This is a genomic window from Micrococcus sp. KRD128 (genome assembly GCF_017168395.1).
GTDB lineage: Bacteria > Actinomycetota > Actinomycetes > Actinomycetales > Micrococcaceae > Micrococcus > Micrococcus luteus.
The window spans coordinates 256,529-270,411 of the sequence record NZ_JABFAX010000015.1; the positions used below are offsets into that span (position 1 = coordinate 256,529).

The following is a 13,883-nucleotide window of genomic DNA, read 5'->3' on the forward strand; positions in this document are numbered from 1 at the left end:
CCTCCCGCCCCCGCACCCGCAAGGCCGTCATCCCGGCCGCCGGCCTGGGCACCCGCTTCCTGCCGGCCACCAAGGCCATGCCGAAGGAGATGCTGCCGGTGGTGGACCGGCCGGCCATCGAATACGTGGTGACGGAGGCCCGGCGTGCGGGTCTGGCGGACGTGCTGATGATCACGGGCCGGAACAAGCGGGCCCTCGAGGACCACTTCGACCGCCATCCCGCGCTGGAGGCCGCGCTGGAGCACAAGGGCGACGCCAAGCGGCTCGCGCAGATCCACGAGTCGGACCTGGTGGGGGACATCCACTACGTCCGTCAGGGCGAGGCCCTCGGGCTCGGCCACGCGGTGAACTGCGCACGCCGCCACGTCGGCGAGGAGCCGTTCGCGGTCCTGCTGGGCGATGACATCATCGGGGACGGCGAGGCGCTGCTCGAGCGCATGATCGACGTGCAGCAGCGCCTCGGCGGCTCCGTGATCGCCCTCATGGAGGTCCCGGAGGAGGCCGTCTCGGCCTACGGCGTGGCCGCGGTGCAGGCCGTGCCGGGGGAGGGCGACGACGTCGTCCGCGTCACCGACCTCGTGGAGAAGCCGGCCCGCGAGGACGCCCCCTCCACCCTCGCGATCATCGGCCGCTACGTGCTGGCCCCGCAGGTGTTCGACGTGCTGGACGAGACCCCGCCCGGCCGCGGCGGGGAGATCCAGCTCACCGATGCGCTGCAGAGGCTGGCCACGGAGGACGGTGAGGGCCGCGGGGTGCACGCCGTCGTCTTCGACGGCCGCCGCTACGACACGGGGGACAAGCTCGGCTACCTGCAGGCGGTCATCGAGTTCGGGACGCGGCACGAGGACCTCGGGGCCGACCTGCGGGCCTGGCTCCGGGAGTTCACCGCCGGGCTCTGAGCCGGGCCGGCGACGCGCGGGCCGCCGTCGGCTTTGGCCGACGCGGACCCACCCGGTAGGATGGGCTGTCGGTCCGTCGTGGCTGGACCCGTGTCCAGGCCGCATCGCACCCCCGCAGAGGGCGTGCGGACGGGCCGTGTACCCCGCCGTCCCACCCGCCGAGAGGAGCGACCATGGACAGCATCCAGCACCACGGCGCCGACTCGCCGTGGGTGATCCCCGTGCGCGATCTGACGCGCGGGGCCGGAGTCCAGCGCGAGCTGACGGCCGAGTGGCCCGCCCCCGCGGGCGTCTCCACGCCGCTGCTGGGGATCCCCGAGGGGGACCCCGTCGAGCTGGACCTGCGTCTGGAGTCGGTGCACGAGGGTGTCCTCGTCACCGGCACCGCGGACGCGACCCTGAAGGGCGAGTGCGGCCGTTGCCTGCGCCCGCTGCACGAGGGGATCACCGTGGACCTGCAGGAGCTGTACCTCACCGGCACGTCCGAGGACGACGCCGGCGAGCAGCCGCTCGTGGTGCGCGAGACCGTGGACCTGGAACCCGTGTTCCGGGACGCCGTGGTCATCGCCCTTCCGTTCCAGCCGCTGTGCCGGCCGGACTGCGAGGGCCTGTGCGCCGACTGCGGCATCCGCCTCGAGGACGCGCCCGAGGGGCACGCCCACGAGCGCGTGGACCCGCGCTGGGCCGCCCTGGCCCACCTCGCGGGCACCTCAGAGACCTCCATCACCGAGACAGAAGAGAGATAGTCGTGGCAGTCCCGAAGCGGAAGATGTCCCGTGCCAACACCCGTGCCCGCCGGTCGCAGTGGAAGGCCACCGCGCCCACCCTGGTGAAGTCCGTCGAGAACGGTCGCGTCTCGTACCGCCTGCCCCATCAGGCCGAGCTGAAGACCGACGCCGCCGGCACCCCCCTGTTCTTCGAGTACAAGGGCCGCAAGGTCGCCGACGCCTGAGATGGCGTCCCCCTCGGCTCGCCGCGGGCCTGAGCCCGCGCCCGAGCCAGAAGAGCTGTTCGAGCGTCTCGGCGTGCACATCACCGCCGGGACGCTCGAACGTGCTCTGACGCACCGCTCGTTCGCCTATGAGCAGGGCGGGCTGCCCACCAACGAGCGCCTCGAGTTCCTCGGGGACTCGGTGCTGGGCTACGTGGTCACCGACCACATCTTCACGGTGTACCCGGACCTGGCCGAGGGCGACCTCGCGCGCCGCCGGGCCGCCGTCGTGTCCACGCGTGCCCTGGCGAAGGTGGCGCGCCGGATCGGCATCGGCCCGTTCGTGCGCCTGGGCACGGGGGAGCGCCGCACCGGCGGAGCGGACAAGGACTCGATCCTCGCCGACACCCTCGAGGCGCTCATCGGCGCCGTCTACGTGGACCACGGGGCCGTGGCCGCGGCCGCACTCGTGCACCGCCACGTGGTGCCGCTGCTGGACGAGCCGGACCTGCTGCGCGAGAGCACCGACTGGAAGACGGTCGTGGCCGAGGCCGCCAGCCGCCACGGTCTCGGCGCCGTCCGCTACGCGATCGAGGGGCAGGGCCCCGCGCACGACCCCCGCTACCGGGCCACCCTCGTGGTCGGCGAGCGCGAGTACGGCTCCGCCGTCGCCAGCTCCAAGAAGCAGGCCGAGCGGGACGCTGCGGCCGTCTCGTGGCCCGCCCTCGAGGCGGGCCTGCCGGCCGCGGGGCGCTGAGCCCGTGCCGGAGCTGCCCGAGGCCGAGGTCGTCCGGCGCGGCCTGGCCCGGTGGGCCACGGACGCCGTCGCCGCGGAGCTCGAGGTCCTCGACCCCCGCTCGCTGCGTCGCAGCCCCGGCGGTGCGGACGCCCTCCGGGAGCGGCTGCGCGGCGCCCGGCTGGCCGAGCCGGCTCGCCGCGGCAAGTTCCTCTGGCTGCCCCTGGCCGAGGGCGACGACGCCGTCGTCGTGCACCTGGGGATGAGCGGGCAGATCCTCGTGGACGAACCGGGGGCCGCCGACCAGCGTCACCTGCGCCTGCGCCTGCCCGTCACGGCGGCGGACGGCTCCGCCCGCGAGCTGCGGTTCGTGGACCAGCGGATCTTCGGCGGCTGGTGGCTCGACGCACTGCGGCCCGACGACGCCGCCGGGGGCGAGCGGATCCCCACCACGGCCGCCCACATCGCCCTGGACCCGCTGCACCCGCTGTTCGACCCCGTGGCCGTGCACGCGCGCCTGGCACGGCGCCGCTCCACCCTCAAGCGCGCGCTGCTGGACCAGTCGCTGGTCTCCGGGATCGGCAACATCTATGCGGACGAGGCCCTCTGGGGCGCCCGCCTGCACCCCGAGCGCCCGACCGAGCGCATGCGCCGGGCGGACACGCTGCGCCTCATGGCGGCCGTCCAGGACGTGATGCGTCGGGCCCTGGAGGTGGGGGGCACGAGCTTCGACGCGCTCTACGTCAACGTGGACGGGCGATCGGGCTACTTCGCCCGCTCCCTGGCGGCCTACGGGCGCACCGGGCAGCCGTGTCGTCGCTGCGCCGCCGAGGGGGTCGACTCCCGCATCGTCCGCGTGCCGTTCATGAACCGGGCGAGCCACCTGTGCCCGCGCTGCCAGCCCACGCCGCGCCGTCGCCGGGCCGCGGCGGCCGACGCCTGACGAGGCGTCCGTAGACTGGGCTGACCCCCGACCTCGAGCAGGAGACCCGAGTGAGCCATCCCCCGGCCGCGTCCAGGACGCCCGAGCCCCTGCCGCGTCCCGAGCCCCCGCGCGACGACGCCCCGCCCGTCGCGCGGCGCCGCCGGCGCTGGCCGTGGGTCGTCGGCGTGCTCGCCGTCCTGCTCGCGGCGCTGCTCGGCCTGGGCGCCTGGTACGCGGGCTCGCTCGGGCGCACCTTCGACGACCACCGGCAGACGGTGGACGTGGGGGCGCTCGAGCAGGCGGCCGGGGACGGCCCGCTGAACGTGCTCGTCCTGGGTTCCGACTCCCGCGAGGGCGAGGGCGAGCAGGACATGGGCCAGCGCTCGGACACCATGATGCTCGTGCACATCCCCGCGGACCGACGCCAGGTCTACGTCATGTCCGTGCTGCGGGATTCGTGGGTCACCGTGCCCGGCCACGGTGAGGCGAAGATCAACTCGGCCTTCGACACGGGCGGCTACGCCCTCGCCGTGGACACGGTGGAGCTGCTGCTGGGAGTGCCGATCCACCACGTCCTCGAGGTCGACTTCCAGGGCTTCCGGGGCGTGACGAACGCGCTGGGCGGCGTCGAGGTCTGCAACCCGCAGGCCTTCTCCTCCGGTCAGGCCAACCCCTCGTACTACCCGCGCGGGCACATCCTGTTGCAGGACACCGCCGCCCTGCGCTACGTGCGCGAACGGCACGCCTTCGACGACGGCGACGTCACCCGCGTGAAGAACCAGCAGCGTTACCTGGCCGGGGCGATGGACCGCTTCCTCAGCCCGCAGATCCTGGGCAATCCCGCCCGCACCACCGAGGTCGTCGCCACGTTCTCCGACCACCTCGGTGTGGACGAGGGGCTCACGTCCGGGGTGATCGCCTCGCTCGCGTGGCAGCTGCGCGACGTCCGCGGCGAGGACGTCGAGATGTTCACGGTGCCGCGCAAGGGCTTCGCGGAGGGGCCGAACGGCGACGCCATCGTCGAACTCGACGAGGACAAGCTGGCGGACCTGCGCTCCGCCCTCGCCGACGACGACGTCCAGCGCTATGTCGACGAGCACGAGCCCAAGAAGGAGAGGAAGGCCCAGGCCGCCGGCGGGCCGACCCCCGTGCTGACCCTGCTGACCGGCACCACGCCCGCACCCGCCCTCGGGGAGGACCCCTGTGACGACTGAGCCGCGCCGCCCCCGCCTCCTGCTGGTCTCCCACTCCTACCGGCCCGAGCGCACCCCTCCCGCGCGTCGCTGGGGCGCGGTCGTGGCGGCGCTGCGGTCGGCGGGCTGGGACGTCGACGTCGTCGCGCCCGGGGGTGTGCGCCCCTTCGCCGGGCCCGACGGCGAACGCGTCCTGCCCACGCCTCGCCTGCCCCTGGGGGAGGCCGGCCGCAACGGCCGCTTCGCCGAGGCGGTGGTGCACGCCCTGCTCGCCGTCCCCCGTGGGATGGCCACCCGACGCCCGGACGTGGTGGTGGCCACCGTGCCCGCCCTGCCCGTGGTGGTGCCCGGCGTCGTGCTCTCCCGCCTCTGGCGCCGTCCCCTCGTGCTGGAGATGCGCGACGCCTGGCCGGATCTCGCCCATGAGGCCGGGGTCCACCAGGGCCTCCTGGGCGCCGCGATGGAGCGTGTCGTGACCGGCGGTCAGCGCGCGGCCCGACTCGTGGTGACCGTCACGGACGGCTTCGCGGAGACGCTGCGCGGGCGCGGGGTGCGAGTGGTCCGCACCCTCGGCAACGGCGTGGACCTGGCCCGCCTGGCGGTGGCGCCCCGGCGGGAGCGGGCCGCCGGTGAGCTCCACGTGCTGTACCTGGGCAACATGGGCGAGAGCCAGGGGCTCGAGCGGCTCATCGACGCCGCGGCGACGCTGCGGCGCACCCGGCCCGGGGTGCGCGTCCGGCTGGTCGGGGAGGGGACCCGGCGTCCGGCGCTGGAGGCCCGCAACGCCGAGCTCGGCTCGCCGGCCGAGATCCTCGGGCCCGTCCACGGCGCGGCCGTGGCCGAGCAGTACGCGTGGGCGGACACGCTGGTGGTGGCCCTGCGTCCCGACTGGCCGAGCTTCCGGCACACCGTGCCCTCCAAGACCTACGAGGTGCTCGCCGTCGGCCGGCACGTCACGGGCCTGGTGACGGGGGAGGCCGCCCGCACCCTCGAGGCGGCCGGCGGCGCCGAGGTCATCGGCCCGGACGTGGACGACCTGGTGCAGCACCTGACGGCGCTCGCGGACGACCCGCACCGCACCGACGTCGGCGCGGGCGGACGCGACTGGGTGCGCCGCCACGCCGACCTGCCGGCCGTGGCCCGCCGCTACGAGCGAGTGCTGCGCCGCGTCGCCGGTCGCTGAGCCCGACGTCGACCCCTTGCTAGGGTTGACGCCGCCGCACCCGGCCGGGTGCACTCCACCGGGACACCGAGGAACGGTTCTGATGCCAGCTGGGAAGTCCATCCGTCGGGTCGCGCGCGCGGGCGCTCGCCTGCTGCCGCCCGAACAGCGCCGTCGGGTGCGCCGCACCGGCGGCGCGCTGCTGCGCAGGCTGCCGCCGCAGGTGGCCGAGGAGGTCCGCGGCGTGTTCGGCATCCGCTGGGGCGACCGTCCGGCGCATGCCCGGCCGGCCGACGCCCTGGGCCTGGCGGGCGGGCAGGCCCGTGTCCGCCCCGGCAGCGCCTCCCTCACCGGCCGCGGTGCGGCCGCCGTCGGCGCCGATCCGGAGGCCGCGGCCCGACTCGAGCGGGCCCTGGGCCTGGCCGACACGTCCCGCACCGAGCGGGGCGGGCGGGCCGTCGGCGTCGTCGCCGCCCCGGACGTGCGCGCGGCCCTCGCGGCCGCCGGGCACCGTGTCGTGCCGCTCGTGCCGGGCACCGCGGGCGCGGTGGCCGAACGCGTGGAGGCCGTCGTCGTGGATGTGGACGGCGTGGACGGGCCGTGGGCCGGGGCCCTCGATGCCGGCGGCGCGGCCCTCTACCTCGAGCTGCGGGGTGCCGTGAGCGCGGCCGCCGCGCGCGGGGTCACCGTCTGGGTGCTCTCCCGGGGCCGTCACCGGCACCGGCTCGGGGCCCTTGCCCTGCTGCACGCCGAGGACGTCATCGTGGTCGAGGCCGGCGCGGACCGGACGCCGTTGCACTTCACCGAGGACCCGGGCGACGCACCCCAGGGGATCGCCGACGTCCTCGCCGCCTGCCCGGAGGAGAGCGCATGAACACGCACCACCCCGACCGCCTGACCGACGCCGCCGGCGTGCGCGTCCTGCTCTACGGCGACGTCGACCTGAACGTCATCGACGGCTCCGCCACGTGGCTGCCCTCCCTGGCGGAGACCCTCGCCCGCACGGGTGCGAGCGTGGACGTCCAGCTCAAGGCCGTCGAACGCCGGGACCTGCTCACCGCTCCGCTGCGCGCCCTGACGGGGGTGCGTGTGCTCCCCGCTGAGCCGGCGGCCGGGCAGGGGGGAATGACCCCCGCCCGCGCTGCGGACGTGCTGGCCCGCCGGGACGAGGAGTCCCGGTACGACGTGGTGCTCGTGCGCGGCATCCACGCCTGCCTCGAGCTCGCCGACCGCGGCGCCTTCCCGGGGCGGCTGTGGTCCTACGTGACCGAGTACGGCTACGTGGGGGACGGCTTCCCGGCCGGGCGCGTCGAGGAGCTCGGCCGCATCGCCGCGGCGAGCCGTCTGATGCTGGCCCAGACGCCCCAGGCCCGCGCCGTGCTCGAGGCGATGGTCCCGGCCGCCGCCGGGCGCACCGAGCTGCTCTCGCCGATGGTGCCGGACGGGCTCGCTCCGGCCGAACGCGGCGAGGCGCCCGCCGACGGCCCGGTGCGTCTCGTGTACACGGGCAAGTTCGCCCACGACTGGCGCACCGACCTCATGCCGGACGTGCTGACCGCCCTCCACGAGGCCGGCGTCCCGGCCACGCTCACGATGGTGGGGGACAAGGTCCACCCCGAGCGGGACCGGCCCGGCTGGGCCGCGGCGATGCGCTCCCGCCTCGAGGCCGACCGGCCCGACTTCGAGTGGACCGGAGCGCTCTCCCGCGAGGAGTCCATGGCCCGCACCGCGGCCGCGGACGTCTCTCTGGGCTGGCGCGCCCCCGCCCTGGACCTCTCGCTCGAGATCTCCACGAAGGTGCTCGAGAGCTGCGCGGTCGGAGTGCCGCCGCTCCTGAACCGGACCGTGGCGCACGAGGAGCTGCTGGGGGCCGACTACCCCCTGTTCGTGGACGGGGTGAGGGACTCAGCCCGGGACGTGGCCGCCCGCATCGCGGCCGCCCGCCACGACCTGCCGGCCCTCTCGCGACGCGTCGTCGAGGCCGCCGCCCCCTACCGCATGGCCGCGCGCGCACGCGCCCTGACAGGCGTTATGGACCGGCTCGGTCTGCTCGACCGACGGCCCGCCCGCGGCGGGTCACGCACCCGCGTGGTCCTGGCCGGCCACGACCTGAAGTTCGCGGGCGAGCTCGTCGACCTGCTGCGGGACGACCCGGGCGTCGAGCTGCGCATCGACCACTGGCAGGGTCTGCACCGCCACGACGAGGCCGCCTCACGCCGCCTCGTCGAGTGGGCCGACGTCGTGGTGTGCGAGTGGGCGGGCCCCAACGCGGTCTGGTACGCCCGCCACAAGCGGCCCGGCCAGCGGCTCGTGGTCCGCCTGCACATGTTCGAGCTGCGCGGCGGCTGGCTCTCCGCGCTCGAGACCGAGGCCGTGGACCGCCTCGTGACCGTCTCCGATCTCTACCGGGACCTGGTGCGCGAGCATCTTCCCATCGAGCCCACGCGGGTCACGGTGATCCCCAACGCCGTGTCCGTGGCGGACCTGGACCGTCCCGGCCTGCCCGGTCGCCGGTTCCGGCTCGGCCTCGTCGGCGTGGTGCCGTTGCGCAAGCGCCTGGACCGGGCCGTGGACCTGTTGGAGATCCTGCGCGCCCATGACGAACGGTTCACCCTGCACGTGCGCGGCCGCATGCCGTGGGAGTACCCGCACGAGTGGCGCAAGCCCCTCCAGCGCGAGGGCTACCTCGACCTGTTCGCCCGCCTCGGCGCCGGTCCGCTGCGCGAGGCCGTCGCCTTCGAGCCCTTCGGGGCGGACATGGGCTCGTGGCTGACGAAGATCGGCTGGGTGCTCTCGCCGTCAACCACCGAGAGCTTCCACCTCGCGCCCGCCGAGGGCATGGTCTCGGGCGCGGTCCCGCTCGTCTGGGACCGGCCCGGCGCGAGGGGCGTGTTCGGCGACGAGTTCGTGCTCGACGACACCGACGCCGCGGCGCGGCGGGTGCTCGAGGCGGTCGCCGACGACGCGCGGTGGGACGAGCTCTCGACCCTGGCCCGGGAACGGGTGCGCGCGTACGACGAGCGCGTCGTGGCCGGTCTGTGGCGCGAGGCGCTGGGGCTGGACTGAAGCAGGCCGGGCGACGGCGGTAGGGTGGGACGCGTCCGCCCCCGCCCGCCGGTGCCTGGGGCCGCCGCCGTGAACCATTCCCCATTGAGGAGACCCCGTGAAGAAGATCGAGACCGTCGCCGTCATCGGCCTGGGCTACATAGGCCTGCCCACCGCCGCCATCCTCGCCGAGAACGGCGTGAAGGTGCTCGGCGTGGACGTCTCGGACCGCACGGTGGACGCCGTGAACGCGGGCACGGTGCCCTTCGTGGAGCCGGACCTGGCCGGGTTCGTCGCACGCGGTGTCGAGAAGGGCCTGCTCAGCGCCTCGACGACGACGCCGGCCGCGGACGCCTACATCGTCGCCGTGCCGACCCCGTTCAAGGACGGACACTCCCCGGACCTGGGCTACATCGAGGCCGCCGCCCGCGGCCTGGCCCCGCAGCTGACCGGCGACGAGCTCGTCATCCTCGAGTCCACCTCGCCCCCCGGCGCCACCGAGCACATGGCCGAGGTGATCTTCGCCGAGCGTCCGGAGCTGCGCGAGGCCGAACTGGACTTCGCCCACTGCCCCGAGCGGGTGCTCCCGGGCCGCGTGATGGTCGAGCTCGTAACCAACGACCGGATCGTCGGCGGCTCCACCCGGCGCGCGGCCGAGCGGGCCCGCGACCTCTACCGCACGTTCTGCGAGGGCGAGATCCTGCTGACGGACACCCGCACCGCGGAGATGGCCAAGCTCGTGGAGAACTCCTTCCGCGACGTCAACATCGCCTTCGCCAACGAGCTGTCCGTGATCTGTGCCGAGCAGGGCATCGACGTCTGGGAGCTCATCGAGCTCGCCAACCACCACCCCCGCGTGAACATCCTGCAGCCGGGCCCCGGCGTGGGCGGCCACTGCATCGCCGTGGACCCGTGGTTCATCGTGGACGCCGCCCCGCAGACCGCCCGGCTGATCCGCGCGGCCCGGGAGATCAACGACGGCAAGCCCCAGTGGGTCATCGACCAGGTCAAGGCCGCTGCCTTCGATGTCCAGCAGGCCACCGGCCGCGCGCCCGTCGTCGCTGCCCTCGGCCTGGCCTTCAAGCCGAACATCGACGACCTGCGTGAATCCCCGGCTCTGAACATCGCGGCCGAGCTGGCGGGCCAGTTCTCCGGGTCCGACGTGCTCGTGGTCGAGCCGCACGTCACGGAGCTGCCGGCCGCGCTGCAGGGCAAGGACAACGTCCGCCTGGTCGCGGCCGACGAGGCCCTGGACGCCGCCGACATCGTGGTGCTGCTGGTGGACCACTCCGCCTTCGCCGACCTCGGCGACCGCGTGGCCGACAAGCGCGTGATCGACACGCGCGGCCAGTGGCGCACCGGCCCGTCCCTCTGACCCGACGCGGCCCGCGCCCCGCCCGGCACGCCCCCGCCCCGCTCCGCCGCGCCCGCCCGCGACACCACCCCGGGCTATCGCGGCTACCTCCACCTCGCCGACGTCGGGGACACCTACACCTCGCAAGAGGCAGCGACACTGCTGCAGCTCGAGAACGCCGTGCTCAAGCGGCGCCTGTTCGCGGAGCCGGCGCCCCCGCTGACCCCCACGGGCCACGAGGAGGAGGACCTGGCCGCCGCGCCGAGGCGGGTCGCCGACCACTTCGCACGGGCGGACGCCGCCGCCCAGCTCGGCGACGACGCGCCGCGACACCTGGTCGTGGTGGGCGTGTACCCCACCCTCGAGAACTCCTACGGCAACGGCTTCGTGCACCGCCGGGTCAAGTACTTCCAGGCCGCCGGCGTCCGCGTCGACGTCGCGGTAATCGATCGGTCCGCCGAACCCCGCTCCTACGAGTACGACGGCGTCCACGTGCTGGTGGGCCGGGGAGCGGAGGCCGCGGAGCTGCTGCGCACGCGGCACTACGAGTCCGTGGCGGCCCACTTCCTCGTCCGCTCCCTCTGGGAGCCGATCCAGGACGCGCTGGCGGGGCACCGCTTCTTCGCGTTCATGCACGGTTTCGAGTCGCGCCGGTGGATCCGGACCATGCGCAACCACCGGACCCAGGGGCAGGTGGACGACGCGATCGGCGACACCCTGGAACGCCAGCGCTTCTGGCGCGAGGTGCTCGACCACCCGCACGGCCCCGAGCGGTTCGTGTTCGTCTCCCGCTGGTGGCGCCGAGCGGCTCAGGAGGACATGGAGCTCGTCTTCCCGGCGCAACGCACGGCGATCGTGCACAACGTGATCGACACGGACCTGTTCTGCTTCGTGCCCAAGGACCCCGAGCAGCGCTTCCGTGTGCTGTGGGTCCGCTCCGCGGCGAACCTCAATTACGGCGCGGACCTCGCCGTGCGGGCCCTCGAGCGCCTGCGGGACACGCCCCTGTGGGACCGCATGCAGGTCACCGTGATCGGCGACGGCAAGCACTTCGGCCTCTTCGAGGAGGCCTTCGCGGACGACGCGAACGTCACGGTGGAGCGCCGCTTCGCCGTCCAGGAGGAGATCGCGGCCCTGCACCGGGAGCACGGCGTGTTCCTGGTGCCCACCCGACTCGACTCCCAGGGGGTCTCGCGGGACGAGGCGATGGCCTCCGGGCTCGTGCCCGTGACCAATGACGCCGGCGCCGTCCGGGAGTTCGTGGACAAGGACTGCGCGATGATCGCCGACGCCGAGGACGTGGCCGGGCTGGCCGACGGCCTGCGACGGCTGATGGAGGACCCGGACCTGTTCCTGCGGATGTCCCGGGCCGCGGCAGCCCGGGTCCGCGCGCAGACTTCGCCGGAGCACACCGTGGACCAGGAAATGGCGCTGATGGGTCTGGCGGCAGGCCCGGGCGGGCGAGGGGAGGAGAACGCATGAGCGCCGTGCTGCTGTTGACGGCCGGCACGGGCCCGGCGGAGGGTCTGCTGCTGCAGGACCTGCGCGATAGCGGCCACGTGGTCGACGTCCTCGACGTCGCCTCGCACGCTTGGCTGCGCCGGCGTCCCGGCCTTGCCCCGGCCCCGCTCTACCCGTGGACCGGCACCCACGCCCTGCGCGCTGCCGGCGCCCAGATCGCGCGCGAGATGCGCCGGGTCACGGCCGCGGGCGCCTACGACGCGATCCTCGCCTCCGGGCTCGGCGCCGCGGGCTTCGCCGCCCGGCATGTAGAGGAGGAGTTCATCCCCCTGCTCCGCCGCGGCGACCTGGACTTCTCGGCGGCCCGCAGGCACGCCGAGGAGGACTTCGCGGCCCTGACGCGGGCGGTCGACCGGCTGTTCCTCGAGAACGAATGGGAGTTCGACAAGGCCCTGTCGAAGGGGTCGTGGAGCGCCCACCTCCGCCATCCACGTCGAGCCCTGCCGCCCGAGTTGTTGCCTCCGCTGGCCGAAGAATTCGAGACGCCGAGCGTCGTCGTCCTCCACCCCGAACACGGCGCCGCCGACCGCCTCGCGGCACAGATGGAGGCGCTCCAGACCGCGGTGGACACGGTGCCGGGCGCCTCGCTCCGCAGCCTCTCGGCCTCCGCCCTCTACCGCACCCGCGACCTCGTCGCGGGACGCGCGTTCGACGCGGTCGCGGCGACCCGGCTCGGCGGCGCCACGCACGTGGTCCTCGTGGGCTCGTCGCGAGACCACACTGCCGTCGGCGAACTCCTGGTCGGCACCGGCTTCGCGGAACGGCTGGTGGTGGAGGACACCATCGGCTCGGGCGCGTGGGCCGCGGGCCATCCGGGCGTGCGGACGGGGCGGGGGCTGCGCCTCGTCACGGAGCTCGCCGCGGCCCTGCGCGGGGGGCCCGAGCCTCACTCCGCCGTCGACGCCGTCGACGACGGCACCACCGACCTGCTCGCCGCCTACCGCACGGCGATGACCGGGCGCGTGGACCGGACGTTCGAGGACCTCGCGGTGCTGCGGCACGACGGCCCGTTGGACGTGTTCTTCTCCACCTCGCCGCTGGAGGACCGCACCGACGGGGCCCGTCCCCAGCGGGTGCGCAACATGAACGACGCCCTCTCCGAGCCTGCGGCGGCGCTGCGGCTCTCCTCCGTCCCGGGCGTCTTCGACCGGCGGCTCCGGGTCCTGGACGAGGCGCTCGCCGCCGGCCGTCCCCTCGGACTCCTCTACGGCGAGAACTCGACGTCGCCGATCCCGGTCGGCCGGGTGACCGCCGCCCTCGCGGACGTCATGGCCCGCTTCTCCGCCGGCGGCGGCACGAGCGTCTGGTTCGTGCGTGACCTGCACTGGCTGGACGAGATCGACGGGTACCTTGAGGACGCCGACGCGCGGCGCGACGTCCAGGAGCGTGGGCTCGCCGAGTTCGACGCGATGGCGGCGGCCGCGGACCGGCTGGCGGCTCCGTCTGCGGAGTCCGGGGAGGGCTTCGACGCCCTGCTGGCCCGCCACGGCCGCGGGCCCGTGGACTGGCTGCCGCTGCCGCCGGCCGTGTCCCCGGCGAACACCGTCCCCGCCGATGCCCCGGCGATCGGCGAGGAGGGCGTCACCCTGCTGTACGCCGGAGGCGTGGGCGGGATCTACGGCCTGGGCCAGTACCTCACTGCCGTCGGGACGCTTGACCCGCAGGTGCGACTCGACTTCGTCGTGCGCGCGGGGGAGCGTTCCGTGTTGGAGGACCTGCTGGCCGAGCACGGCCTGGCGGACCGGCCCGGGCTGCGGATCACCACGGTCCCGCTCGAGTGGTACGTCCCCGCGACGCGGACCGTGGTGGGCGTGGTGCTGCTGGGCGGCGAGTACGCCCGGTTCAGCTTCCCCTACAAGACCATGTCCTTGATCGAGCGCGGCTACCCCGTGCTCTGCTTCGCGGACATGGGGATCGCGGACTTCCTCGAGCGCAATCGCGTGGGGCTCGGCGTCGCGCGCTCCTCGGAGGCGATCCGCGCCGGCATCGCCGCGCTCGTGCGGGGCGGGGCGCCCGGCATGGCCGAGGCCCAGCGCACACAGTCCTGGGCCGCCCGGGTGGCCACCGCCCGGGCATCGGCCGAGGACTGAGTCCCGGCCCCACCGGGGGGCGCCCAT

12 protein-coding genes are annotated in these 13,883 nt (G+C 74.7%); all 12 read left to right on the forward strand.

The window, feature by feature from the left end:
- On the forward strand, window positions 1-899 hold an 899-nt coding region (gene galU, locus J1M44_RS07390), incomplete at its 5' end, for a UTP--glucose-1-phosphate uridylyltransferase GalU (RefSeq protein WP_241252876.1).
- Between the two features lie 173 nt (window positions 900-1,072).
- On the forward strand, window positions 1,073-1,645 hold the full coding sequence (locus tag J1M44_RS07395) for a YceD family protein (RefSeq protein WP_002856392.1): 573 nt from the start codon (window positions 1,073-1,075) through the stop codon (window positions 1,643-1,645).
- A gap of 2 nt (window positions 1,646-1,647) precedes the next feature.
- A complete protein-coding gene (gene rpmF / locus J1M44_RS07400; RefSeq protein WP_017489305.1) occupies window positions 1,648-1,851 on the forward strand; it encodes a 50S ribosomal protein L32 in 204 nt (67 codons plus the stop codon).
- 1 nt (window position 1,852) lies between these two features.
- Window positions 1,853-2,587, forward strand: coding sequence for a ribonuclease III (gene rnc / locus J1M44_RS07405; protein ID WP_144824291.1), 735 nt, complete (start codon window positions 1,853-1,855; stop codon window positions 2,585-2,587).
- A gap of 4 nt (window positions 2,588-2,591) precedes the next feature.
- Entirely contained in the window at window positions 2,592-3,509 is a 918-nt protein-coding gene (gene mutM / locus J1M44_RS07410) for a bifunctional DNA-formamidopyrimidine glycosylase/DNA-(apurinic or apyrimidinic site) lyase (protein WP_144824292.1), read from the forward strand.
- 50 nt (window positions 3,510-3,559) lie between these two features.
- Complete coding sequence (locus tag J1M44_RS07415; protein WP_098471492.1) at window positions 3,560-4,705, forward strand: LCP family protein; 1,146 nt, start codon at window positions 3,560-3,562, stop codon at window positions 4,703-4,705.
- Window positions 4,695-5,867, forward strand: a complete 1,173-nt coding sequence (locus tag J1M44_RS07420; RefSeq protein ID WP_098471493.1) for a glycosyltransferase family 4 protein — start codon at window positions 4,695-4,697, stop codon at window positions 5,865-5,867. Before J1M44_RS07415 ends, J1M44_RS07420 begins: the two co-directional genes overlap by 11 nt.
- 82 nt (window positions 5,868-5,949) lie before the next feature.
- A complete protein-coding gene (locus tag J1M44_RS07425; RefSeq protein WP_098471494.1) occupies window positions 5,950-6,720 on the forward strand; it encodes a hypothetical protein in 771 nt (256 codons plus the stop codon).
- Window positions 6,717-8,912: a glycosyltransferase gene (locus J1M44_RS07430; protein WP_206480811.1), complete on the forward strand. Its 2,196-nt coding sequence runs from the start codon at window positions 6,717-6,719 to the stop codon at window positions 8,910-8,912. The genes J1M44_RS07425 and J1M44_RS07430 overlap by 4 nt, the downstream gene beginning before the upstream one ends.
- 97 nt (window positions 8,913-9,009) lie before the next feature.
- A complete protein-coding gene (gene wecC, locus J1M44_RS07435) occupies window positions 9,010-10,266 on the forward strand; it encodes a UDP-N-acetyl-D-mannosamine dehydrogenase (protein WP_206480812.1) in 1,257 nt (418 codons plus the stop codon).
- Window positions 10,267-10,425: 159 nt separating this feature from the next.
- Window positions 10,426-11,727, forward strand: a complete 1,302-nt coding sequence (locus tag J1M44_RS11955; RefSeq protein ID WP_342356580.1) for a glycosyltransferase family 4 protein — start codon at window positions 10,426-10,428, stop codon at window positions 11,725-11,727.
- The gene (locus J1M44_RS07445) at window positions 11,724-13,856 is read left to right on the forward strand and encodes a hypothetical protein (protein ID WP_098471502.1); all 2,133 of its coding nucleotides are present in this window, start codon (window positions 11,724-11,726) and stop codon (window positions 13,854-13,856) included. Before J1M44_RS11955 ends, J1M44_RS07445 begins: the two co-directional genes overlap by 4 nt.
- Window positions 13,857-13,883: the final 27 nt, after the last annotated feature.